Source organism: Kitasatospora sp. NPDC089797 (genome assembly GCF_040684795.1).
Lineage (GTDB): Bacteria > Actinomycetota > Actinomycetes > Streptomycetales > Streptomycetaceae > Kitasatospora.
On sequence record NZ_JBFBGS010000035.1, the window covers coordinates 25,185 to 48,874 of the forward strand.

Annotated in this window: 22 protein-coding genes and 3 pseudogenes; 16 read left to right on the forward strand and 9 right to left on the reverse strand. The window is 71.7% G+C overall.

The features are described 5' to 3' along the window. The first annotated feature begins 1 nt into the window (after position 1). The 9 genes from AB0O91_RS26590 to AB0O91_RS26630 all read left to right on the forward strand — a co-directional run bounded on the left by AB0O91_RS26590 (position 2) and on the right by AB0O91_RS26630 (position 8,119). On the forward strand, positions 2-1,180 hold the full coding sequence (locus tag AB0O91_RS26590) for a hypothetical protein (protein WP_363437767.1): 1,179 nt from the start codon (positions 2-4) through the stop codon (positions 1,178-1,180). Positions 1,181-1,327: 147 nt separating this feature from the next. After that, the gene (locus AB0O91_RS26595) at positions 1,328-2,704 is read left to right on the forward strand and encodes an NUDIX hydrolase (RefSeq protein WP_363437770.1); all 1,377 of its coding nucleotides are present in this window, start codon (positions 1,328-1,330) and stop codon (positions 2,702-2,704) included. Further along, positions 2,701-3,201, forward strand: coding sequence for an NUDIX domain-containing protein (locus tag AB0O91_RS26600; protein WP_363437773.1), 501 nt, complete (start codon positions 2,701-2,703; stop codon positions 3,199-3,201). The genes AB0O91_RS26595 and AB0O91_RS26600 overlap by 4 nt, the downstream gene beginning before the upstream one ends. Beyond that, on the forward strand, positions 3,198-4,091 hold the full coding sequence (locus tag AB0O91_RS26605) for an aminoglycoside phosphotransferase family protein (RefSeq protein ID WP_363437776.1): 894 nt from the start codon (positions 3,198-3,200) through the stop codon (positions 4,089-4,091). The genes AB0O91_RS26600 and AB0O91_RS26605 overlap by 4 nt, the downstream gene beginning before the upstream one ends. Positions 4,092-4,123: 32 nt before the next feature. Further along, a complete protein-coding gene (locus tag AB0O91_RS26610) occupies positions 4,124-4,609 on the forward strand; it encodes an NUDIX domain-containing protein (RefSeq protein WP_363437779.1) in 486 nt (161 codons plus the stop codon). Beyond that, entirely contained in the window at positions 4,610-4,855 is a 246-nt protein-coding gene (locus tag AB0O91_RS26615; RefSeq protein ID WP_363437780.1) for a hypothetical protein, read from the forward strand. It begins immediately after the preceding gene. Between the two features lie 37 nt (positions 4,856-4,892). Continuing rightward, positions 4,893-5,477 (forward strand): class I SAM-dependent methyltransferase, encoded by a 585-nt coding sequence (locus tag AB0O91_RS26620; protein WP_363437782.1) that lies wholly within the window; start codon positions 4,893-4,895, stop codon positions 5,475-5,477. Next, the gene (locus AB0O91_RS26625) at positions 5,474-5,947 is read left to right on the forward strand and encodes an N-acetyltransferase (protein ID WP_363437785.1); all 474 of its coding nucleotides are present in this window, start codon (positions 5,474-5,476) and stop codon (positions 5,945-5,947) included. Before AB0O91_RS26620 ends, AB0O91_RS26625 begins: the two co-directional genes overlap by 4 nt. 156 nt (positions 5,948-6,103) lie before the next feature. After that, positions 6,104-8,119, forward strand: coding sequence for an ABC transporter ATP-binding protein (locus AB0O91_RS26630; protein WP_363437788.1), 2,016 nt, complete (start codon positions 6,104-6,106; stop codon positions 8,117-8,119). 219 nt (positions 8,120-8,338) lie between these two features. On the opposite strand, the gene AB0O91_RS26635 is transcribed toward AB0O91_RS26630, so the two are convergent. Together AB0O91_RS26635 and AB0O91_RS26640 are read right to left on the reverse strand one after the other, a co-directional pair. Then, positions 8,339-8,680 carry a hypothetical protein gene (locus AB0O91_RS26635; protein ID WP_363437791.1) on the reverse strand — a complete coding sequence of 114 codons (342 nt, stop codon included), beginning with the start codon at positions 8,678-8,680 and terminating at the stop codon, positions 8,339-8,341. Between the two features lie 645 nt (positions 8,681-9,325). Continuing rightward, positions 9,326-9,825, reverse strand: a pseudogene (locus AB0O91_RS26640) (NUDIX domain-containing protein). A gap of 429 nt (positions 9,826-10,254) precedes the next feature. Between AB0O91_RS26640 and AB0O91_RS26645 the strand changes: the two are divergent. Beyond that, complete coding sequence (locus tag AB0O91_RS26645) at positions 10,255-10,572, forward strand: cold shock domain-containing protein (protein WP_363437794.1); 318 nt, start codon at positions 10,255-10,257, stop codon at positions 10,570-10,572. Positions 10,573-10,831: 259 nt separating this feature from the next. Continuing rightward, positions 10,832-11,194, forward strand: a complete 363-nt coding sequence (locus tag AB0O91_RS26650; RefSeq protein ID WP_363437797.1) for a hypothetical protein — start codon at positions 10,832-10,834, stop codon at positions 11,192-11,194. A 1,467-nt stretch (positions 11,195-12,661) separates the two neighbouring features. Here AB0O91_RS26650 and AB0O91_RS26655 read toward each other — a convergent pair. Then, positions 12,662-13,558, reverse strand: a complete 897-nt coding sequence (locus AB0O91_RS26655) for a hypothetical protein (RefSeq protein ID WP_363437800.1) — start codon at positions 13,556-13,558, stop codon at positions 12,662-12,664. A gap of 236 nt (positions 13,559-13,794) precedes the next feature. Next, positions 13,795-14,058, reverse strand: coding sequence for a hypothetical protein (locus AB0O91_RS26660; protein WP_363437802.1), 264 nt, complete (start codon positions 14,056-14,058; stop codon positions 13,795-13,797). Positions 14,059-14,127: 69 nt separating this feature from the next. Here AB0O91_RS26660 and AB0O91_RS26665 point away from each other — a divergent pair. Together AB0O91_RS26665 and AB0O91_RS26670 are read left to right on the forward strand one after the other, a co-directional pair. Beyond that, positions 14,128-14,358, forward strand: a pseudogene (locus AB0O91_RS26665) (SAM-dependent methyltransferase); the annotation flags it as partial. 119 nt (positions 14,359-14,477) lie between these two features. Next, positions 14,478-15,026: a hypothetical protein gene (locus AB0O91_RS26670; protein ID WP_363437805.1), complete on the forward strand. Its 549-nt coding sequence runs from the start codon at positions 14,478-14,480 to the stop codon at positions 15,024-15,026. A 270-nt stretch (positions 15,027-15,296) separates the two neighbouring features. Here AB0O91_RS26670 and AB0O91_RS26675 read toward each other — a convergent pair whose 3' ends face one another. Next, positions 15,297-15,629: a hypothetical protein gene (locus AB0O91_RS26675; RefSeq protein ID WP_363437808.1), complete on the reverse strand. Its 333-nt coding sequence runs from the start codon at positions 15,627-15,629 to the stop codon at positions 15,297-15,299. Between the two features lie 589 nt (positions 15,630-16,218). Between AB0O91_RS26675 and AB0O91_RS26680 the strand changes: the two genes are divergently transcribed. Together AB0O91_RS26680 and AB0O91_RS26685 are read left to right on the forward strand one after the other, a co-directional pair. After that, on the forward strand, positions 16,219-16,545 hold the full coding sequence (locus tag AB0O91_RS26680; RefSeq protein ID WP_363437811.1) for a hypothetical protein: 327 nt from the start codon (positions 16,219-16,221) through the stop codon (positions 16,543-16,545). Between the two features lie 506 nt (positions 16,546-17,051). Then, entirely contained in the window at positions 17,052-18,029 is a 978-nt protein-coding gene (locus AB0O91_RS26685) for an aminoglycoside phosphotransferase family protein (protein ID WP_363437814.1), read from the forward strand. 673 nt (positions 18,030-18,702) lie between these two features. Here AB0O91_RS26685 and AB0O91_RS26690 read toward each other — a convergent pair. The 3 genes and pseudogenes from AB0O91_RS26690 to AB0O91_RS26700 all read right to left on the reverse strand — a co-directional run. After that, positions 18,703-19,286: pseudogene (locus AB0O91_RS26690) on the reverse strand (aldo/keto reductase); the annotation flags it as partial. A 145-nt stretch (positions 19,287-19,431) separates the two neighbouring features. Continuing rightward, a complete protein-coding gene (locus AB0O91_RS26695) occupies positions 19,432-20,226 on the reverse strand; it encodes a response regulator transcription factor (protein WP_363437817.1) in 795 nt (264 codons plus the stop codon). Between the two features lie 159 nt (positions 20,227-20,385). After that, entirely contained in the window at positions 20,386-20,802 is a 417-nt protein-coding gene (locus tag AB0O91_RS26700) for an NUDIX domain-containing protein (RefSeq protein ID WP_363437820.1), read from the reverse strand. 709 nt (positions 20,803-21,511) lie between these two features. On the opposite strand from AB0O91_RS26700, the gene AB0O91_RS26705 reads away from it, so the two are divergent. Next, complete coding sequence (locus AB0O91_RS26705; RefSeq protein ID WP_363437823.1) at positions 21,512-22,285, forward strand: SDR family oxidoreductase; 774 nt, start codon at positions 21,512-21,514, stop codon at positions 22,283-22,285. A 50-nt stretch (positions 22,286-22,335) separates the two neighbouring features. Here AB0O91_RS26705 and AB0O91_RS26710 read toward each other — a convergent pair whose 3' ends face one another. Then, positions 22,336-23,250, reverse strand: coding sequence for a VOC family protein (locus tag AB0O91_RS26710; protein ID WP_363437825.1), 915 nt, complete (start codon positions 23,248-23,250; stop codon positions 22,336-22,338). Between the last annotated feature and the right edge of the window lie 440 nt (positions 23,251-23,690).

Sequence of the window (23,690 nt, forward strand, 5' to 3'; positions counted from 1 at the left end):
CGTGCACCCGACCGGACCCATAGCCCAGCGCTTCCCGCTGGTCGCCCGGCCCCGGCCCGTGTGCCTGCCTCTCGACGCCCGTGTCGGCCGGCTCCAGCAGCTGGCCGACACGGCCTCCCGGCAGGGCGACCCGGGCGCGGCATCCACCGTCTTCAACCAGGCCGCCCTCCTCGCCTCCGACATCGGACTGCCCGGCTACGCGCGCGAACTGTGCCACCGCCACGCCGCCCTCCACCTCACCCGCGGCCCGCTCCCCGCGATGAGCGCCATCCGCGGCCTGGAACCCCTGGTGAACCTCGCCCGGCTCCGCATCCGCGCGGACCACCACCAGCAGGGCCACCAGCTCCTCCTCGACCTCTACCGCGCGGTCAGCACCGGCACCGAAACCGCCGTCGACGGGATCCTGGTGCCCGCCCGGCTCACCGAGACCGACGGGCAGCGCGGCGAGGTCCGGGCATGGCTGTGGCGCGTCGTGCTCGCCGACGGCACCCGCGCCCTCACCTCCGCCGGCCGCTGGGACGAGGCACTGCGCCACATCGAGGAGCACCGCGGCGTCGGCCAGCGCATGTTCGACGGCCGCCAGACCGCCGTCCTCGCCGCCGCCACCAACGGCAACCTGCCGGCCGCCCGCGCCCTGCTGGAATCCACCGAGCCGGGCAGCGCCTGGGAGGACGCCGTCACTGCCGTCCTCACCGCGCTGTGCCGCCCCGGCGACGACCGGGCCGCCGAGACCGCGATCGACCGGTGCCTCGCCTTCGAGCCCGACGAGGGCCTGGCCGTCTTCACCACCCGCCTGGCGCTGACCGCACTCGACGCGGCCGGCTCGGACACCCCCCGGGCCCGAAACCTCCTCGCCCAGCTGACCAGCCGAACGGGTGAATCCGGCGACGGCTACGCGCTCCGGGACCTCCTGGGCCACGAGGGCGTCCGCCAGCACCTCGCCCCGGCGCGGCGGGAAGCTCTCGAACGGGCGCTCGCCGCCTGCGCGCTGGGCTCGGGCACCCTGCCGGGTGCCCTGCGCGGCGTCCTGGAGGAGGCGTTGGCCCGCGCCCAGGGGGTGCTCGAAACGTCCCCGTTCGACCCGGGCTCGCCCGGAGGGAATCCGCTTGAACAGCAAAATCGAACAGCACCATCATCAGTCACCTCCACTCCCGCGCAGCATCCCAACTCGGCTCCCTGACGGCGCACTTGCCTGGCCGGGAGGCGGATGCGCGGCGTGGCGTGCTCGAACACCACCATGTCCGGAGGTCTTCATGGACAACCCCGGCGGCACCGTACCGGCCTGCCGTTCGGCCGTGCCCGCCCGCGACCGCGAGGAGCATGTTCAGTGATCGACTTCGATGTACTCACCGACCTCGCCGCACGCGAGGGCATCCAACGGATCGGCGTCGGCGTCGTGGTCCGCGACGCCTCGAGCCGGATCCTGATGATCCGCCGGTCCCCGAACGACGTCCTACCGGGCCTGTGGGAGTACCCGGGCGGCGGCCGGGAGGAGGACGAGACGGTGCCCCTCGGCGCGGCCCGCGAACTGACCGAGGAGACCGGGCTCACCGGCCTGGGGCTGGAGTACGCGCGGCACCTCGACTTCACCAACCAGCGCGGGCTGCGCGTGCGCCAGTTCGTCTTCACCACCGTCGTCCCGGACGGCACCCGGGTCCTCCTCTCACCAGACCACGACGGCCACCAGTGGGCGTCCCCGGAAGCCCTGCCGCCCACCAGCGACGGGCAGCGCACGGTGATCGAGTGGCTCACCCGGCGCCTGCGCATCCCCGGCTGGCGGCCCGTCGGGAGCTACCTGGCCACCATCGCCCGGCCCAGCACCTACGGCTGCTTCCTGGTCACCGACCCGCAGGGCCGTGTCCTCGGGATGCGCTCGACCATCAACCCGGCCGTGTGGAACTTCCCCGGCGGAAACGCCGAGCACGGCGAGACGCCGTTCACCACAGCCCTGCGCGAGGCCCAGGAGGAACTGGGCCTCGACCTCGCCACCGAGAACCCCGAGGTGATCGCCCGGCGGCGCCTGGTCGCCGTCATCCACGAGCAGGCCGGCACCACCTACCCCGTGCCGGTATGCGGCTACATCTTCGACGGCGGTGCCCTGACGCCCGAGCAGCAGGCCCGCATCCGCCTGGACCCGGCCGAACACACCGAGTGGCGGTTCGAGAGCGCGCACGACTGGCGGCAGCTCATGGAACCCGCCGGCTACCAGCGGCTGCGCCAGGTGCTGCGCGCCCACCGCAGCGGCATCCCGCTCTACCTGGAACGCCCCGCCCCGTACGGCGACGACTTCGAGGGCGTCCTGGTCCTCGTCACCGACCGCGCGGGCCGACTGCTGATGCACCGGCGCGAGGACCGGCCCGGCATGCCCTGGCCGGGATACTGGACTCCGATCGGCGGCTGGCGCGAGGCCGGCGAGAGCGCTCCGGAGACCGCGGTGCGCGAGGTCCGGGAGGAGGCCGGCATCGAGATCACCGCACTGCGCCCCCTCCCCGACCCGAACGACGACCTCGGCCTCCCGCTCACCCGTGTCCTGCGGGCCGTCTGGGACGGCGACGAAGGCGACCTGCGGCTCGGCGACGAGGGCCTGGCCGTCCGCATGGTCCCCCTCGACGAGGTCCTCTCCCTCAAGGTCCCGCCCTACCTGCAGCACTACCTGCCGCTGCTCGCCGACGCTTCCGACCAGCCCGGCGGGGGGACCGCATGACTGCGCCCGACGCCCACCGGCCGTCCCCCACCGAGTCCCTCCGCTCCGCCGGGACCGATCCGCTGATCCTGGTCGTCGGCGTCCACCTCGTCCTCGTCGACGACGCCGCCGTGCTCCTCGGCCGGCGCCGCAACACCGCCTACGCGAACGGCATGTGGCACCTTCCCTCCGGCCACATGTCGCCCGGCGAGCGGGTCACCGCCTCGATGACACGCGAGGCCGAGGAGGAGCTCGGCATCCGCATCGCCGAGGCCGATCTGGAGCTCGTCCACACCCTGCACCACCTCGACGCCGACGACGACCGAAGCCGCCTCCAACTGTTCTTCCGACCCACCCGCTACGACGGCCTGGTCCGCAACGCCGAACCGCACAAGTGCCACGCGCTGCGCTGGTGGCCGCTGGACGGGCTCCCGGGCACCACGGTGCCCTACACCGTTCACGCGCTCGCCGAGATCGGCCGCGGCCGTTGCCTGTCCACCGTGGGGTGGGCCGCGTGAGCGCCGCAGCCGTCCCCGAGGACGTCGACCGGCTGGTGCGCGCGGCCGCGGGACGGTACGAGCCGGTGGGCGTGCGATCGTTCGCCCGCACGGGCCACCCTGCCGTCTGGGAGGTCGCCGACGAACGCGGACGCCGCCTGTTCGCCAAACGCCACAAGAACGCGCTCATGCACCGGCGGGAGACCACCGCCTACCGGATCCTCGCGCCGGCCCTCGGTGCCGGCCGGGCACCGGACCTGCTCGCCGAGGACGCCCGGTCGCTGCTCGTCCTCACCACCGCGCTGGCCGGCGCCCCGGTCATCAAGGCCGCCCTCACCACCGCCGAGGAGCGGGAGGTGTACCGGCAGGCCGGGCAGCTCGCGGCCGTCCTCCACGCCCATCCAACGGCCGGCGCCCCCGTCGGCGGCCGACTCCCCTGGGCCGAGGAACGCGAACGGGCGCTCGCCCGCGCCCGCGACGCCCAACTCACCCAGGAGGACATCGAGGTCCTGGCACAGACCACCCGCACCGAACCCCCGATCACCCCACCCGCCTACTGCCACGGCGACTTCGGCCCACGGAACTGGATCGTGCGCCGCGAGGGCAACGACGGCGGGCTCACGCTCGGACTGATCGACTTCGAGCGCAGCCAGGCCGAAGAACCGGTGCGCCGGGACCTCATGCGGGTCATGCTCCAGCTCACCCCGCACCGGGCCGACCTGCGAGTGGCGTTCACCGCCGGCTACGGGCGTGAACTCACCGCGCCGGAACAGGCGGCATGCCGGGCATGGGCCGCCATCGACTGCCCGGCCGCACTGCGCTGGGCCCTGGACCACCACCGCGACGAGGAGGTCCTCGGCTACGCCCGCACGGTCCTGGACCTGCTGCGCACCCCGGATACTGCCCTCTAACCCCTCTCCTCCCACTACTTCTTGGAGCATCCATGCAGTCCCTGCGTCAGGCCGTGTCCGTCATCGTCCACGACCAGAAGGCCGGCACGATCGCCGGCGTGCACTACGCCAACGACTCCTGGTCCACGGTGCCCGCCTGGACCGTCCCCGGCGGCAAGGCCGAGGAAGGCGAGCGCCTCGACCGAGCCGCCGCCCGCGAGCTGCGCGAGGAGAGCGGGCTGGTCGTGGATCCCGAGGAGCTGCGGCTCGTCCACACCATCCAGGTCAAGGCCGGCTGGGACGGCAAGGGGCCGTTCCTGCTCTCCGTGTTCGCCGCGACTTCCTGGCAGGGCGAGTTGACGAACACCGAGCCGGACAAGCACCTCGCCGTCCGCTGGGTGGACGCCGAGAACCTTCCCACCCCGATGTTCCCCACCTCGCACGCCGCGCTCATCGCCTACCTCGCCGGCGACAACCGGGGCTTCTCCACCTACGGCTGGGACACCCCCGCGGACCTGCGCGCCTACGTCGGGGCCTGAGTGGCCGGCCGCCACCGCCGCCCACCCACCGGCGAACAACTGGCCCTGCCCAGGGATGCCGACCTGCGGCTGCTCGCCATCACCCGGGGCCGCACCGTCACCGACGAGGGCGTCGTCACGCTGCCGGGCGGACCGCACCCGTACGCCTACCGCACGCTCTACCGGCCCGACGGCCGCGTCGACCGGCTGCTGGAGCGCCTGGCCCCCGGCCCGCTGCAGCCGCCCGATCTCCCACCCGCCGGCTGATTGCTCCTGGTGAGGCGCCCGACCGAGAGGAGCGGCAGTGTCCGCCGCCGACCACTGGAACGACCACTACCAGCAGGGCAAGGGCTTCCGTCCCGTCACCGAACCGGAGGTCGGGCTCCTCGCCGAGCACCTCTCACCGGGCACCGGCCGCCGAGCGCTCGACCTGGGCTGCGGCACCGGCGAGTACGCCGCCGCCCTCCACGACCTGGGCTTCACCACCACCGGCGTCGACTTCTCCCATGCCGCCGTCGCCACCGCCCAGGCCCGGCACCACGACCGCGACGGCCTCGACTTCCGCCTCCTCGACGTGGACCGCGGCGGCCTGGACCTCCTCCCGGCCGCCGAGTTCGACCTCATCACCTGCCGACTGTTCCTCGCCTTCGTCGACCTCGTACCGACCCTCGCCGGAACGCGCCGCCTCCTCGCCCCGGGCGGCCGGCTCCTCGTCACCACCCCGCTCGCCGAACGCCAGCAGGCCGGCCGGGAATCGATCGGCCTGCGCCCGGCCGACCTCGACCTGCTGCGCTCCTTCAGCTGGACCGCCGTCGCCGAGTACCCGCTCGACGACCTGCTCTGCCTCCTGCTGACCGCCCACACCACCCTGGACAGGACCACCCGATGACCCCTGGCACAGCCCAGCCCGCCCTCCCCGAGGACGCCGACGAACTGCTGCGCCTGCGCGTGGCCGTCCTGGACGGCGGCCGGCTCACCGACGAGTGGCGCACCATCTTCCGCGATGACATGCGCGAACGTCTGGGCACCGACCCCAACCTGCTCGCCTACGTTGTCCGCACCGACGACGGCCTCGCCGCGTGCGCCATCGGCATCGTCTACCGCGGCTACCTCGGCCCCACCTTCCCCACCGGCCGGTGGGGCCGCATCCACACCGTGGCCACCGACCCCGCCCACCGGCGGCGCGGACACGGCCGAGCCGTCACCACCGCCCTCGTCGAAGCCCTCAAGGACCGCGGCTGCGGCGCCGTCGAACTGCGCGCCACCGACGCCGGCGCACACCTGTACCGCACCCTCGGCTTCGAGCCCCTGGACGGCTTCATGACCCTGCGCCCCGGCCCCGGCGGATGGCTGCGCTGACCGCCCTCGATGCCGCCGCCCACAACGAGCCAGCCTGCTAAGGCCCCCGCTTCGACTGCCCCGTGCCCGCCCGCCGCGCCGAGCACGTCGACGCCAGCCCTCGCCAGCACGTAGGACCGGACGGCCGACCCGCCCACCCCACCTGGAGGACCACGCTTGAGGACCCGCCCGACCAAGCCCCGTCCCGACGAGGACATCTCCCCCAGCGAGAAGTTCCTCTTCGGCGGCCCGCTGCGCTACGACTACGGCTTCACCTCCCACGAACAGACCATGCTCACGGTCAGCTTCCTCACCGTGGCCCGGCAGATCCCCCGCCTGCTGCGCACCGCGGTGCAGCTGGCCTGGCAGGCCGACCGCGCCGCGCTGGCGGCCATCGCCGTCGCCGAGATCGGCCGGGCTCTGGCAGCCGCGTTCGGACTGCTGGCCACCAACCGAGCCCTCGCCTCCCTGTTCGCCTCCGGCAGTACCGACCACCTGCTGCGGGCCGCGCTGCCGGCCGCTTTCGCCGTCGGCGGCGCCTCCGCCCTGGCAGCGCTTCTGGGGGTCGTCTCCACCTGGGCGGGCAACCGGCTGGAGCCCAAGACCGAGCGGGCGGCCACCGTCGCGTTCCTCGCCCGGGCCGCCCGAGTGGAACTGGCCGCCATCGAGGACCCGGAGTTCAGCAGGCTCCTGGAGTCCGCCCGCTTCGGCACCGCGGCGGTGCGCCGCCTGATCAACCAGAGCATCTCCGTACTCACCGCCCTGCTCGGCCTCGTCGCCGCCGGAGGGGTCCTGCTCACGCTCGACCCCGTCCTGCTGCCCATGCTGGTCCTGATCGCCGCTCCGAAGGGCTGGGGCGCGGTGCGCTCCGCCCGCCGCCGCTACGGCTCGATGATGGCCTGGCTCCAGCACCACCGAGCCGCCGCCATCCTCGCCCAGCAGATCACCCAGCCGCACTCCGCGCCCGAGGTCCGCGTGCACGCCATCGGACCGTTCGTCCTCGGCCACTACACCGCGATGGCCCAGGCATCCGAGCAGGAGCAGAACCGGCTCGCGCGCACCACCGCCGCCACCTCCCTCATCGCCTCCGCCCTGTCCGGGCTCGCCGCCGCCGCGACCTTCGCCGTCCTGGGCTGGCTCGTCTACGACGGCCAGATGGCCCTCGCCGTCGCCGGCACCGCCGTCGTCGGTATCCGCACCGGCGCCGCCGACATCACTTCCCTCGTCCGCGCCGCGAACGGCCTGTACGAGGAGGCCCTGTTCGTCGCCGACCTGGAGCGCCTCCAGCGCGAGTCCGAACGCCGCGCCATCCCCACCGGCGGCACCGACCTCCCGCACCGCCCCGACACGATCACCCTGGAGGACGTCGGCTTCACCTACCCCGGCCGCACCACCCCGGCCCTGTCCGACATCACCCTCACCGTCCCGCGCGGGCAGGTCGTGGCGCTAGTCGGCGACAACGGCTCCGGCAAGTCCACCCTCGTCAAGCTCCTCTGCGGCCTCTACCTCCCCGACACCGGCCGCGTCCTGTGGGATGGCACCGACACCTCCACCGCCGACCGCGACCAGCTGTTCTCCTCCGTCTCCGTCCTCGAACAGGACTTCCAGCGCTGGCCGTTCACCCTGCGCGCCAACGTCCTGGTCGGACGCCCCGAGCACGGCGACGACCCTGCGCTCCTCAAGCGCGCCGCCGACTACGCCGACCTGCACCCGATCGTCGAGGCCCAGGACAACGGCTGGGACACCCTCGCCGCCCGCGGCTTCCAGGGCGGCGTGCAGCTGTCCGGCGGGCAGTGGCAGCGGGTCGGCATGGCCCGCACCCACCACCGGGCCACCACCGACGGGCCCGGCAACCGCCCGACCCACCTGGTCATCGCCGACGAACCGACCTCCGCCCTCGACGCCCAGTCCGAAGTGGCCGCCTTCGCCCGCATCCGCGAACTCGCCGACCAGGGCCTGACTGTCATCCTGATCACCCACCGCCTCGCCGCGACCGCCGACGCCGACCTCATCTACGTCCTCCACCAAGGCCGTCTCGCCGAACAGGGCAGCCACGAAGAGCTCATGGCCAACCCCGCCGGCCGTTACCGCGCCTCCTACCTCCTCCAAGCCGCTCAGTACGCCACCGCCATCCCGCACCAGCGCGACACTGGCCCGGCCCGTGACAAGCCGGCCCCGGGACAACCTGCCTGACCTGGGTCGGGGTGGGCACCTGCCAGGCGCCCACCCCGACCACAACTCGAGACCTCCCCGGGGCCGGGCGGGCGGGGTCCAGCAGCTCAGCCCACCTAGTCGGCGAGCTTGAACAACCCAGCGGCGAGGGCTCCCAGGAGGCTGATCAACATGATCGCGTCGCCGGGAACCGCACCCCGCCTCCTGCCGCGTGGAGCGCGGACAGCGAGTCCTCGTGGGTCATCCGAGTCCCGGATAGACGTCGACCAGGCCTCCGTGCGACCATCTCAGCCGGGCGGCCGGGTAGTCGGCCCGGATGCCGTCAGACGCCGCGGCTCCGTCACCGGCCTCGACGTAGTCGACGAGGTCGGGTTGACCGAGCTGCGTCACGAGGTTGCGCAGGAACAGGGCCCACGTCCCGGCTCCGAAGGCGGCAGCTGCATCGTCGCGCTCCAGGATCACGCCGATCCGCTCATCGACGCCTTCGCCGAACTGTACGCCGCAGGCCTGCCCCTGACGCTGCCGAACGGCTCCCACCCCGGCCAGGTCCTCGCCGGGGTGCCCCAGATGACGTCGGCTCACCCCACCGACCATCCAGTGTCGCCGACTGTGTGCGGCCGCACCGTCCGGTGTCGCCAGGTCTGCTGTTGCTGGGCCTCTGCCAGGGGCCTGGTGCTCGGCTCGGTGCGCGCACGCGGCGGGCGCTGCGGTACAGGATGGGTGTTGATGGCCTCGGTGACCTGACGCAGTCTGATGGCCAGAACGGCCAGCAGCTGGGCGTCGGCCTGGTACCGAGCGGGGTCGCGGGCATCCTCTGGCGCTGCGCGGCTTGCTGGTTGGGGTTCGGTCCGCGCTGGGTGCGGGGCTGGCCCCCGCCAGCAGGTCGGGTGGCTGCAGATGCTTCGCCGTTGAGCAGGGTTGCCAGGACCTTCGCGTCGGTGTGCGCCGTGGACGGGCTCGTGGCGATGGCTTTCAGTCCTTGGAGGGTCTGGAGTACGGGAACCTTCCGCAGCTGGGTGTTCCGTTGGGTGGTGCCGGCGTTGCGGAAGGCCCCGGGCTTGAGCGTGACGAGCATCTGCTGCGTGCTGCGGCCCTGGTCGCTGTTCGACCCGACCCGCCGGTAGTACTCCTCCCCCAGGTAGGTGAGGTGCCGCTGGAGTTCATCGGCGGGCATCTGCGAGTACTGCTGGGCCGTTGCCGGCGCCTGCTCCGGTTCGTTGGCCGAGTTCAGCAGCCGATCCAGGTCGCCCGGGTGTAGCGGTCGAACGCCTCCTGCCCGTCCGGAACGAAGCGCCACTGCGGCACGGCCTCGCTCAGCTCCGTTTCCGTCAGCCAACCGTGCCAGACAACCTCTTCCGGGGCAGGCGACACCTCGCCAGTGATCACGGCCTCATGCACGCCGAGCCAATACGGGCTGATCGCCCCCGGCACAGGACCTTGAACAAGAAGCGAACCGGTACATCAACGCCCATCTCCTCAGCCAACTCCCGATCCGCCGCCCGCTCGTAGGGCTCGCCCACATCCACAGCCCCGCCGAACATCACCTCATGGTGGCCGGGAAACCGGGACAGGTTCTCGGACCGCCGATAGACCAGTACCCGCCCCTGCTGATCGCGGCAGACCGTCGTCGCGACGCGGTGCAGCCAGCCTCGACGGATGGCCTCACGGCGCTCCACCACCGCCAGCACTCGATCTTGATCATCTACGCGTTCCGCCGATTCATCCACGGCACCCACGATCGCATGCCCCCCGTCAGCACTCTCGCCGCGACCGATCCTCCACAGTTCACTCAGCCGCGGCATCGCTATCGCGGACTGAGTCGTGAACCGTTGGCGCGGACCGACGGTGGCCCAGGCGATGGCGGTTTGTCCGAAGCGGGGTGCGGGCCGGAATCGAGCGTGCCTTTACATGAGGCACCTGGGTCTTTCTTGATCCGTCGTCGGGATACCGGATTGACTGTGTACCGAGCGGCCAGGTCTCCGGGGGCTCGGAACCCGATCCGGATCCGGTCGCACGTGTCACCCGGAGGCGGAGTCCGTGCACGAAGACGGAATACTCGGTCGTATCCGCGTGGTCCCCGCAGCAGAGGGAGCCCCGACCCGGGCAGTGGAGGAGCGCCGGACGGTGAGTCATGACGAAGCAGAGGAGGACAAACGATGTCTGACGCCGTGAACGAGACCCTCTACATGGGGCATGTCCTGGAGTGGCACGCCGATCAAGGATGGGGTGTCCTGGCTTCCCGTTCTCTGCGGGAACCGGTTTGGGCGCACTTCTCCGCCATCGTCGGTTCCGGCTACCGGGAGCTGACGGCTGGACAGGTCGTTCACTTCACTGCCGAGCAGGCCGAGCAGGACTCCTTCCATTGGCGGGCGGTACAGGTGCGCCTTCCCGACAGTTCTCTCGAGCCCCAGCCCGAGGACAGCCGAGGACCTGGGTACTCGTCAGATCTGACCATCACCTTCGACGACGAGTGACACGCCTCACGCCGCGTTTCTTCAACCGACGAGGAATACGAGGAACTCCATGTCTTTGCGTCCCTTCTTCAAGCCCGCGGCCATAGCCGCGCCGACGCTCGCGCTGGCCGTGCTCGCAGGTGCAGCTCCAGCTCACGCCGGGGTCAACGAGGGCCGTCACACGTTCAAGATGTCCGCGCCCTCCTACAATAGGTCTGACGCGAACGGTACCTTCGACGGCCAGGTGAACATGGCGGGAACCGTCGGGAGGCCTGCCCCGATGGCCTGGTCGTTCACGACCTCTCCTGCGATCCGGGCGATCGCCACGGGGAGGATGGACTGCGCGGCCGGCCACATGCAGCTCCGCTACAGCGACTCGCACCGCGGCGTCCCCGTCGACTACCACTGGCACTCCACCGTGCCGGACAACCGCCGCGGCACGGACTACACCCTGTACGGGAACTGCACCTTCCCGGTGAAGGTGCAAGGCCGCGCCGGAAAGGCCAACCTGGGCTTCCGCTTCAACTACTCCCTGTTCGACGGCATCTCCCGGCCCAACAGGCCCGCCTCCGACCCGGACACGACCGCCCCCGAGGAGATGGCCTACACCTCGGACCTGCAGATCGAGTACGACCCCGCATGATCTGACCCCGTAGATGGACTTCTCGACAGCTCCTGTGCACTGAACGTCATCAACGGAAAGGCCGAGCCGCGCGCCGACAGTGAGGCGTCGCCGGCCTCGCCCACCACGAACCGTGGTTGTGGCGGGTCGACATTGAACGGATCGGTCTGCCGTTCGCCCCTTTGAGCGGACGGCAGACCGGTCCCCGGCCGGAGCTCGGTTCCGGACCGCCCGGCGGCTCTGCGCCAGGGCTGCCGGCAGGACGAGGCACACCCCGGCATCGGTGGTTCCACAGCGCGGGGCCAAGCGCGGGGCCCGGACAACGCCGGGGCGCCCGCTTCGGCTTCACGCTCCGGAGCACGGATTCGTGACCTCCCCCGGTGATCCCCTATTGACCAGAAACGGTAGGGGTTCTGGGTCGTTGAACGCTGCATGAGTGAACTGGTGGGGGGAGCGCGGCACTTGTGACCGTCGACTCAGGAAGCGTCGCGGCTTCGGGCGGTGGCCGCGCTCGTGGAGGGACGGGCCCGCGAGGACGTCGCGGCGATGTTCAAGGTGTCTCTGAGGGTGGCGGACGGCCGGCGGCCGCGAGGCACTGACCTGCCGCCCTCACGGCAGGCGGATCGGGGAGCATCAGCTCCTGTCCGAGGCCGAGCAGGCTGCCGTGCGGCAGGCCGTGCTCGACCATCAGCCCTGCAAGCAGCTGTGGACGCGCTCGGTGAGGTGGGCGCGTTCGTCGGTGCTGTGGAGGCCTTTGTAGGGGAGGCCGAAGCCGGCGGGGATGCCGTGGCTGGCGAGGAGGTCGCCGATGTTGGAGGGGCCGGCGATCTTGGGGCGGGCCAGGGTGCCGTCCCAGGCGCGGGCGAGGTCGGCCCGCGCCTGTTCCCCGGCCGGGGTGGCGCCGTGCCCGATCCGGTGGGTGCCGGGGTCGTACGTCCTGGGCAGGGCGTCTGCGGGTACCTCTCAGGTGGTGGCGGGGGCGGGGGCGTGCCAGCCCATGCGACGGCCGTAGCCGGTCAGGGCGGTCCAGACGGTGACCGAGAAGCAGCACCTGTACCCGGCGGTGCGCAAACACCTGCCCGGCGGCGAGGAGCCCGCCAACAAGGAGGTCGCCGACCACGCGACCGTCGAGAAGCTCCTCAAGGACCTTGAGGACGTGGACTGCGGCGACGCCCGGTTCGGCATCCTGGTCGACCGGATCGTCTCCGAGGTCTCAACGGACATCCGGAGCACACCCTCTCTCCGGCCCTGGCCGGGGTCCGCCCGCTCGAGCAGCTGCACGAGCTCGGTGACCGGATCCGGCGGGCGAAGCACCCACCCACCCTCGCGGCCGGGACGGGCCTGGTCGACCACGCCGCGACCTCGTGACGGAGCGTGGCACGTCTTCGTGACACCGGAGGCCGTCGTGGGCCGGCCCACGACCGTGTTCCGTCGCCCCGGCGCCCGGCCGTCCTTCCTTCGCAGGACGGCCCGGCCAGGGCCCGACGGTCAGCCCCCGCCGGCCGCCGTCCAGTAGCCGCGATCGGCCGGCAGGCGCGTGCGCAGGTCGCCGCGGACCTGCTCAGCCAGCCGCCGGGTGTCACGCCGGTTGACCGTCGCACCGATGCCCGCGCCGAGGAGCAGCGGGGCGGTCGACGGCAGCCGACGCATCCAGCTGCGGGTGAGCCGGCGACGCACCTGCTGGCGCACCTCCGACCCGAGGGCGAGCGCCGCGAGGCCCGCCGGGCGGATCAGCAGTCTGGCGTCGATCCCCCGGCGGTTGGCCCAGGCGCCCAGGTAGGCCACGCTCCGCTGGGTGGCGCTGCCGTGGATCGGGACGCCGTAGACCTCGTGCAGCTCGGCGATCAGCTTGATCTCCACGGTCGCCACGGCGATCGTCTCGGCCGTGATCTCCACCAGCATCGCCGGCGGCACGGGCAGCATCGCCACCGCGCCGACGCCCGCGCCGAGCGCGCCCGAGGCCCGGGTGGCACCGGCGGTCAGCAGGTCGGCCAGGCGCTCGGGGTCCTCGGCACCGGGATGCTGGGCGCGCAGGGTGGCGAGGTCACGGATCGGGATCCGCTGGGCCGCGCGCACCAGCTGCTCGGTGAGGGCCTTGCCGCCGAGGACCGCTCCCCGGCCGCTGCTGCCCTGCAGCCGTGTCACCTTCGCCATCAGCGCCCGGGCGCGGCCTCGCTGGACGTGGTACTCGGTGGCCTGCCAGGCATCGGCCGGCCGCTCGGCCCGCTCGACCAGCTGGGCGAGGCCGTCGGCAAGGGCCGTGTCCGGGGCGGCCGGGCCCGCCTCGGGGGCCGGATCGGCGGTGTTGTCGGGACTCGTCCTCGAAGCGCCGGGCCCCGAAGGCCCCGGTCGCTGGGAGCGACCCGGTCTGCGGAAGACTGCCATGGTGTGCGGGTACCCCGTGGTCCGGACGGCACGCCTGGGGCGGTCCACCGGGTGGGCGGGCGGCACCTCGGTCAGCGTCGGGTGTGGGGGCCGGACGGTGCCCGGAGGTCGAGGGTAAGGCAGGAACGGGCCATCGCGCGGCTGGCCGAGGACGGGCAGCGGGCGGCGGACCAGCACCTGATGCCGACCGAGCGGTCACTGGTGGTGATGCAGAGCCCTCGGCGTTCCCGATCAGGTCACAGCGCCGACCACCCGAACTTCGCCACGATCGGGTCCAAGGGCGTGAGGTACCCAGTTGAGTAGCACTTCGTCGCGGACGACACCGCCGAGCACGTCACCTGCGCGCCGTTGTCCCCCGCCACGATCACCCCGACCGGAGCCATCGAGTCGTCCTGCGGATTCGCCACCGCCGGGCCGCCGCTGTCACCCTGCGCCACCGCGATACCGCCGCTGCGGGACTTCACCTCCGTCAGCGACACCCGCCCGTCCGAAGTGCTCATCCCCGTCCGTGTCACCTCCAGCTCGCAGTGGCAGCCGGACGTGGCCCCGGAGGAACACACGCTGTGCCCCTGGTCGGCCCGTACGGCCGCACCCGCCGCGACAGCGACCGTCCCGCCCCCGAGTTCTTCTCCTGGGTCTGGGCTCAGGACGGCGGTCCGGGGGCCGAGATGCTGGGTGACCTGACCGGCCTCCTCGTGGCCGACCTCGGCGCGGGCGCCGCGCGGCACGCAGCCCACCTCGCCACCCACCATGCTCCGGCCCGGGTCGACGCCGTCGACGCCTCCCCTATTAGATCAGCGTGTCGAAGCTGAGCTTGTTGTTTAACCTTGGCGCCTGCGAGGGTGTGGTGGGTACTGAGCTGGTGGCTGGTCGGAAATTCGACCCTCGACCGGCAGGGTGACTTGGCAGACTGCTCGTCATGAGCAACTCGTACGCGCAGGCAGTGCTGAGGACGACGGATGTTGCGGAGGCATTGCGAGTCGCTGGGCAGTTGCTCGATCTCGCTGACACCGGGGAACTCGAAGTTGACTTCGAAGCACGGGTCTCCACGCCCCGTGAGCTGGCGCGGCTGACCGAGGTCATGCCGGACGCTGACTCGTGGTCCTACGGGGCCGACCGGCACGGCTCCTCGCGCGATGGCGACTCTCCGTCAGAGTGCCTCCCGATCCTCATGAGCAGATGGTGCATGGCCCCGGAAGATGTGGAGGCGTTCCTGGCTGCGGCGGGGAGCGTCCCAGTCATGGTGCGCTGGGATTTCAGCAGTTGGCCCGAGGCTCCTGAGGTCGGCCTCGGCTTCGGAGGCACCAGAGGCGCTTACGTGACGGTATGTGTGAATGCTCGCGACCTCTACCTTGAGGAGCCCGCGACGGATCACACGGTGTACGTCCACGTGAAGCAGGTCGAAGCCCAACGGGCTGCCTGGCTGGCAGCGCAAGTCGGCCTTGAGGTCAGTAACGAGGGGTCTTGACCGGCTCCTCGGCCAGCACCGTGAGCGAAGCCGTCGACCAGGGACGTGCCCAAGCCCGCAGTGCGCACGGAGACGGCATGACGGACGGCGAGCAGACGCAGCCAGTCGCTCCTCTCGGCCACGGAACTGGCCGCCGTCGGGCACCTGATCAACCGGTGCAGCTGCCGGCAAGGCCGCACCCCGACGTGCCCCACCACCAACCACCCTGGTGCGAGGAACGGAAAGCAGCCCCGCCGACGAGTTCGGCGGGGCTCCCGCACAACCCCGGCCTCACCCAGACGACGTGAAGCCGACCTCGATGTCGCCCATGTCCACATCGAGCTCCATGTCCGAGGGCGACCCGGCGCGGGTGGTGCCCGGGCCGTGCCGGGCGGGCTCGTCGCGTTCGCCCTCCCCGCCCACGGAGATGGACCCGGTGGAGCTCCCGTCCCAGATGAGAGATCCCGGGCTCGCGAGGCCCGATCCCGAAATGGTGACGGTGTCGGACTGGGAGCCGCCGGCACCGATGACCGGCCCGCTGCCGGCCCCGTGGGCGAGCGCGGGTGCGGCGAGAGCCAGTGAGAGTCCCGCGAGCACGGCAACCGCGGTACGGCGAAGTCGCATGATTCCTCCAGAGGTCGAGGGGTCGTCCGTACACCCCACCCCACCGCGCCAGCGCGGCACGGCCGACACCCTGACCCAACCGCCCACCTCCCCCGGCCAGTGGAACGCACGCATGACCAGGGCCGGCCGGCCACCTCCCCCGCCGTCCCCACCAGCCGCAAGGGCGCACCCACAACCACCAGCGCGGGATCCCCCGCCGACCCCGGGCCGCCGACCCCGGCATGCCCCTTGAGCAAGGCCCGGACCGGCTTCACCCGGACGGACGGCGCACGGAGTGGCTCCGCCCCCCGGGGACCGGAGCGAGGGAGGCTTCCAGCCCCAGCACTTCGTGAACGGAGCACCTTCATGCCGCCCAGGTCCGAAGCCGAGATTCCCGACCCCCGCCAGGAGTCGCCTTCCAGGGCCCCGCTCTTCGACACCCCCCGCCCTGTATGGCCTCGGCGACGAGTTGGATTCCCTGGCACGCTCCCACCGTCGCGCCATCGAGCGCACACTGGCCGCCACGACTCTCACCAGTGGTGAACTGGACTCTCTGGAAGGGAAGGGGCTCGCCCTACGGCGGAAGTACGTCAGCGAGCCTCCGCTGACGATGCTGGCCCGACTGCTGACGACCCTGGAGGAAGTCCGGCAGTACTCCGAGGAGCGGCAGCCCGCGCTCGTCCAGGTTCGGCTGTCCGAAATGCTCGCGGTGCTGTCCACCCTGACCGCTGACGCCATGATGAAGCTCGGGCGCAAGGAACAGGCCCGCGACTGGTACGGCACCGCGAGGTCGGCCGCCGACGACAGCGGCAACCGCGAGCTGCGCACACGGGTACGCGTGCAGGCAGCCATGCTTCCGTTCTACTACGGCCCGCTGGAGGAGGCGGCTGCCCTCACCCACGAGGCCATACTTCTCAACGCGGGCGCCCGACCGTGAGCGGAGCGTTCGCCGCCGCCGACGCCCGCGTGAGAGCGCACCGAGGTGACCAGGAGGGCACTCGTACGGCGATCACGCGCGCCCGTGACCTGTTCGAGCACAGTCGCCCGACCACCCAGGCGGACGACGCCTGGGCGTTCCCCTATCGGCGCCTCCAGCTGTACCTGTCCGGTGCCTACACCGCGCTCGGTGACACGGCGCAAGCCGGGCAAGGCGCTACGCCTCTACGTCGGCCACACCGGCATCGACCCGGCGCTGCTATGGCTGGAGCAGGCGATGTGCCTGGTCAGACAGCACAGTCCGAGGCGTGCCAGCTGGCCCGCGAAACATACCTAACGGTTCCCGCGGACCACCGCACGCAGATCCTCGGCGCCCGCGCGGCCGACATCATCAAAATAACGCCGGAGAACGTACGGCCCCGCGCCGCCCGGGAACTCGGCGAACTCCTGGCGCTCCCGAGCGGCGCGACGTGACAGACCGGCCCGCTGCGCGGCAGGCTGGCGGGCATGAGTGCTCCGATCGTCCGGATCGGCGGGTTCGCCGAGTCCGAGGTTGTCAGCGTCCTCAATTCCGCCTGCGCGCAGATCGGGCTCGACCCCGCCGACGCTGTCGTACTGCACGGCCACACCAACGCCGTCTACCTCCTGCCGACCGCCGGAGTGGTCGCCAAGATCGCACGGGCCGGCACGGCCCTGACCGGTGTCCGGCGCACCGTTCAGCTGGTGCAGTGGCTCACCAACCACGAATTCCCGACCGCCGAGTCGCTACCGGTGGAGCAGCCGGTCATCGCCGACGGGCATGCCGTGACGTTCTGGCAGCATCTTCCTCAGCCCGGGCACCCCGTCCCGGCCGCGCACCTCACCGGTCCGCTTCGTACGCTTCACGAGCTTCCGCCGCCTCCCTTCGACGTGCGACCCGTCGATACGGTCGGGGCGATCAGACGCTCGATCGCCGAAACGACCGCGCTCCCACAGGACGATCTCGCCTTCCTCAAGAACCGCTTGGCCGAGCTGGACGATGCCCGGCGCCGGGTGCGCTACGCCCTGGCCCCCGGGCTCTTGCAGGGCGATCCGCAGCACCGGAACGCCCTGCACCACCAGGAGGCGGCCGTCCTGTGCGACTGGGGCAGCGCCTGCTTCGGACAGCCGGAGCTCGACCTCGTCACCGTCGAGATCCACTGCCGTCGCTTCGGCTACGGGCCCGCCCACTATCAGGAGTTCGCCGACCGGTACGGCTTCGACGTGGCCTCCTGGGAAGGCTTCCCGGTGTTGTCCGGTCTGCGGGAGCTGAGGATGATCACGACGAACGCCGAACGGGCCGGGCCGTCGGGAGCCCGACGTTCGAGGAGGTTCGCCGGCGCATCCAGGGTCTGCGCTCCGGGCACGACGAGCCCAGCTGGACGGCTGTCTAGCCAGGATTGCGTGGTAGGGCTACGCCGTAGTGTGCGGGAAAGTGTCCGCGACGCCAAGCCCCGGGCATCCTGACCCCGGTGCCCGCCAGGAGCTCACCGTGAGCAGCTGGGACGAGCGAGCAAGCCCCGGGCATCCTGACCCCGGTGCCCGCCAGGAGCTCACCGTGAGCAGCTGGGACGAGCGAGCGAGCGAGTTAGTCGTTGTTGTTACATTTCCGAGCCAACCATCCCAGTTGATCCCGATTTGTGCTTCGTGATCCTCAACCAGAGCGCGCACGACTGCGGCTGACCACCAATGCCAACCCCGCCACCCACACAGCCGAACAAGTCCGGAAGCGTACCGGCCGCTTTGCCCGGTTGCTCGAGACGCTGCCAGAGGCGGACCTACAGACACTGGCCGCGATCACCGAGCCGCTGGACGAGGCCGAGCGGCAGCATCGGCCCACGGATTGAAACGACACCGCCGCCGTGGTCACCGGCTCGGTCCTCCTGCTCAGTTTCGGCCTCGGCTAGTACTCCAGCCGGACTTCTCCATTCCCGCTGGTCGACGGCCTGGGAGTGGGGAGTGTAGCGGGCGGACGGGCTGTCAGGGGCGGTCTTCATGAGGCCGCCCCTCGATCGTGTGCAGGCGGCGTTGGTAGCGGCAACGCCGGGCGGCCGCCTGGCGCGTCCGGCGCCAGTTGGACCAGTTCAAGGCATGAGTGCGGCCGGGCACGCCTGGCTGCCAGCGGGCGCTGTGCGCGCGGCACCTCGGTCTCCACCGAGCGCTCGAACTGCGAGTACTCGGTCTGCAGGACCGACACCGGGTGGACGTCGTGGGCGCGGCAGATGGTGTCCGGTCCGGCCTCCGAGAGGCCGAAGTAGAGCACCTTGCCTTCGGCGATCAGCTCGCCGACGGTGCCGGCTACTTCCTCGACGGGGAACGGCCGGGGTCGACGCGGTGCTGGTAGAGGTGGTCGATGCGGTCGGTGTCCAGGTGTTGCGGGCTCGCCTCGATGACCGCGCGGATGCGCTCGGGCCGGCTGTCGAGGGCGCGGCCGAAGCGGGAAGGGCCGGTGAGGTCGAAGCCGAACTTGGTGGCCAGGACGACCTCGGCGCGGAACCCCTTGACCACCCGGCCGAGCAGGTGCTCGCTCGTGCCGGCGCCGCGGCCGTAGAGCTCGGCAGTGTCGAAGTGGGTGACGCCGAGTTCGAAAGTGCGGCGCACGGCGGTGGCACCGCCGTCCGCGGCAGCGTCGCCGTAGGCCATGGTCGTTCCCATGGTGCCCAGCCCGATCGCGGACGAGGTCAGGCCCTGCGAGCCAAGGGCGCGGAGCTGGAGCGCCCACATGACCCGATCGAGTGAACTGGGTCCCCTGGGCGCAAAAGCGCGGCTCGGGATGCTCTACTGCCTGGCACCCAACCTGGCGGGGCCAGATCCTGCTTCCTGCTTTGCCAAGCACCAGCCGGACAGCCTGCGTCGTGAAAGCGCGAGGCTAACTGAACGGCGTTGGGTCGCAGGTCGGGTCGGGGTCGAGCAGGCCGAGCTGGTGCGCCATGATCGCGGCCTGGGTGCGGTTCTCCAGTCCGAGTTCCCTGAGTAGCCGAGAGACGTAGGTCTTGACCGTGCTCTCGGTGAGGCAGAGCCGTTGGGCGATGCGAGCGTTAGACAGTCCGCACCCCATCTGAGTGAGGAGGACGCGCTGGCGGCTGGTGAGGTCCGCCAGCGTGGGCAACTTCGACGGGACCGGCGGCCGTGGTGTTTCCAGCAAGTGGCCGGCCGTAGCCGGGGTCAGCGCGATGCCTCCGCAGGCGACCATGTGGACAGCGGCGGTGATACGTTCGGGCGGCGCGTCCTTGAGCAAGTAGCCGTTGGCTCCGCTTCGCAACACCTCAGCGACAGCATCGCTGGTGCTGCACGCGGTCAGGATGAGGACAGCTGGCGGATTCGGCAGCGCCAGCAGGAGCTTGGTCAAGGTGAGTCCGTCCGCTCCGGGCATGTGCAGGTCCGTGAGGACGATGTCCGGGGCCAGTTCGCGGGCTCGACGGCACCCGGACTCCTTGACGCACACGGCGGGCCTGGACGGACACCTTGTGCTTCCCGCCCCGGACCGGCCACCGCGCGGCTCTACAGCTGCCAGGCCCGCGTCGGTGCCACGTGCGGTCGTTGAGGGTGTCCGGTGGCACTCGCCCGCCTCCCGCCCCTGGCGGCGACCGGGCCCGGGACTCCTATCCCCTGCGCGCCCGCCACCTGTTCGGCACCTCGCGCGGCCGCGGTATCGCCCGGTCATCGATGAGGCGACCACGACGGCGGACGAACTCAGCGGCTGGGCACTCGCTCAGCCCATCAACAGTCGGATCGAGAAGCTCGCCGTTCCCGCCTCGCTCGGCGAGCAGGCCCGGCTCCTGATCGCCGCGCCCGCGGACACCGGTGCCGCGCTCGCACCGACTCATAGGCCGATGGCGGACTTCGGCCCCATGTACGACCCCGCGCCCGGCCAGCCGGCCCGCATCAGGCCTACGAACCTCCCGCTGAACCCGCGACCGGGAAGATCCTCGGCCTTCACCCACTCGACCCCGCGGATCGGGCGCGCGTCCACTCCCTCGGTCACGTCCCCGATCCGCCCGCCGACCACCTTGACTTCGAAAGAGACGTGCACAATGTGAGCACTCGTCACATCGCAGACGTAGAGCAGACGGCCGACCTCGACTTCCAGGCCGGTCTCCTCCAGCATCTCCCGGCGCAAGGCCTGCTCCAGGCTTTCACCGTCCTCGACTTTCCCGCCGGGCAGGGACCAGGTCCGGTCCCCCTCGGTGTTCTGGTCCAGCAGCAGCAACTGCCCGTCCTCCACGGCAATTCCGGTCACTCGTGTATGCACCCGCTGACCGTACAACTCACCTCGCCCGCCCAGGACGTGGATCGGTGAGGGCCTACCAGAGCATCAGGGTGGTCACAGCCGCTGGAGGACTGGCCACCCGGGGCCCGGGGGGCCGGGTGGTCGCCGTGGCCGCGCCCCGACGCTCCGGTGCTCGACCTTCTGCTCCTGCGCGCAAACACCGGAGCGCGTTGCCCGCCGCCAGGACATGCCACCGTCCGGTGCGGAGCCGGTGGCCTCAAATCGGCCGCGATCCCCTCGCCCTGGCCACCTACCGCCAGCCGGCCGAGCAGCACGTCCAGTGGGACGGCCTGCTCATGCTGGCATGACACCAAGCCCCCCTTACCGGCCGACACCAGCCGACACCAGCCGGCACGGCCCCGTGGCAGTCAGCGCGTGTGAGGGCGCCGCGCACGCAGGAGGGTCGTCACCACCGCGACCTCCGGCGACAGCGACGGAAGCGCATGGACGTCGACGCCGGCGTCCTGGCGGCCTCGCCGTCCTGGAAGTCGCCGACACCCGGCCCGAACCGCGCCCGACCCCGTCCGTCCACGGTAGCCCGGCGGCCGGGGTGTTCGAGTGCGGACGCGCGCGGTTGGACGCGGGTGGGGCGTTCGGGGATCGGGGCTGGTGGGCGGGAGCGCGGGGCGTGTAGTCGTTGCCGGGTCGGTATCCGTGCGGACCAGGGGAGTTCTCCGTGGTGGGACAGCAACGTGGGGTGCGGGTGGCCCTGGTGACCGGTGGGGTGTCGGGGATCGGGCGGGCGGTGGTGGAGGACCTCGCCCGGCACGGGCACCGGGTGGTGGTGCTGGACCACGAGGAGCCGCAGGAGCCCCTGCCGGACGGGACCTCCCTGGTGCTCGGGGACGTGCGCAGCGCGGCCGACAACGAGCGGGCGGTGCGCGCCGCGGTGCGGGCGCACGGCGGGCTGGACGTGCTGGTGGGCAACGCCGGGATCCACGACGGCGGGGTCTCGCTGCGCGACCGGTCGGCGGGCGAACTGGCCGACCTGGCGCGGCGGGTGCTGGACGTGGACGCCGTGGGCTACCTGTTGGCGGCGCGGGCGGCGGCGGAGCCGCTGCTGGAGCGGTGCGGCGCGATGGTGTTCACGCTGTCCGACGCCTCGTACGTGGTGCGCGGCAACGGCTCGGGGGTCGCCTACGCGATGGCCAAGCACGCCGCACTCGGGCTGGTGCGCCACCTGGCGGCGGATCTCGCGCCCCGGGTGCGGGTGAACGCGGTGGCGCCGGGCGGCGTGGTGACGGGGCTGCGCGCGGCGGTGGGGGCGCAGGGGTCGGAGCAGGTGTTCGGCGATCCGGACGGGATCAGCGCGGTGATCCGGGACTTCAATCCGCTGCGCGTGGTGCTGACGCCCGGGCAACTGGCGCCGCTGTACCGCTTCCTGGCCTCGGACGACGCGCACGGGATGACGGGCGAGGTGCTGCGGCCGGACGGCGGCCTGGACGTGCGGTAGCGGAGCCGCGAAGGGGGCCGGGCGGCAGGTGCGCCCGGCCCCCTTTCCCGTCACACCGGCGGGGGCGTCCAGGTGCCGGGGTCGGGGCGGCCGATGAGCGTCGCGGAGACGAGTTCGTCGCGGGCGTTGGCGGTGCCCCAGACGTCGGTGGTCTGGGCGTTGGCCGGATAGACCTTCGGGGTCCAGCCGTGCTCCTCGTCGATCACCTGGGCGGCGGTGGTGTACTCCAGCACGAAACCGGAGGACGGCTCCTGGAAATAGGAGAAGGTGTTCTGTCCGACGCCGTGCCGCCCGGGGCCCCAGACCGGGGCAATGCCCGAGCGCATCAGCGAGCCCGTGGCCCGCATGAACTCATCAAGTCCGTGGACCTCGAAAGCCACGTGGTTGAGCGAGGTGTGCGGGGCGCGGGTGAACGCGATGGTGTGGTGCGCCGGGCCGGTGCGCAGAAAGCACATCACGTCCTCGACCCAGTCGGTCACCCGGAATCCCATCACCGTCTCGTAGAACTCGCGCGCCACCTGGATATCGGGCGTGTTGAGCACGACGTGGCTAATCCCCTTCGGACGGGTCTCGCTCGCGGTCACAGGTGTGAACACCCGCCCCGCCACTCCCGCGGAGACCTCGATCGTCCGGCCGTCGCAGTCCAGGAACCGCACCGCGTGGCCGCCGCCGAGGTCCTGGCGCGGGCCGGGCTCGCCGAGCAGCCGGCCGCGCGGGTGGGCCGCGACCCGCGCGGCGACGAGGTCCACCTCGGCCGCCGAGCCGGCCGCGAGCGCGATCAGGTCGACCCTGGGCTCGTCGGTGACGCGCAGCCGGAGCACGTGGCTCTCCGGACAGCCCGCCCCGAAATAGATCCGGTCGCCGTCGCGCTCGACGACCTCCAGCTGCCAGCGGTTCTCGTAGAATTCCGCGGCGCTCCGGAGATCCGGTACGCCGAGACCGACATGCCGCACGTGCAGAACCATGCTGCCTCCTGAGGACATTCGCGAGGATTTCACGGAGGATTCGCGCCGTGGAATAGCGCGGGAAATCGCCGGGCGAACTCGGCGGGACGGCCGGAGTTCCACCCCGACCCGCACCCTAGGCGGATTTCCGGGGGAAGTCGACGGTCACCGGACTCCCGGCATTCGCACACCCGCCCGCAGAAGGCCCGACCACGACTGCGCGCGGCCCGCACACCACGACCGTCCGCCGTGCGCGCATTCCCGTGAAGACTCGAACGCGCATTCGCCGGCCGGTGTCGCGCGGACACCGGACCGGGCCGACCGCCCGGCCGGATTCCGACCGTCGCCCGGCGGATCGACGCCACTGGCAGACATGCGCCACCCCATCTGCCACACAGACACCTTGACGCCCCACAGGGCGCTCGGAGCCCGCCCCGGGCGCGACGGAGCGGCCCGCGCCC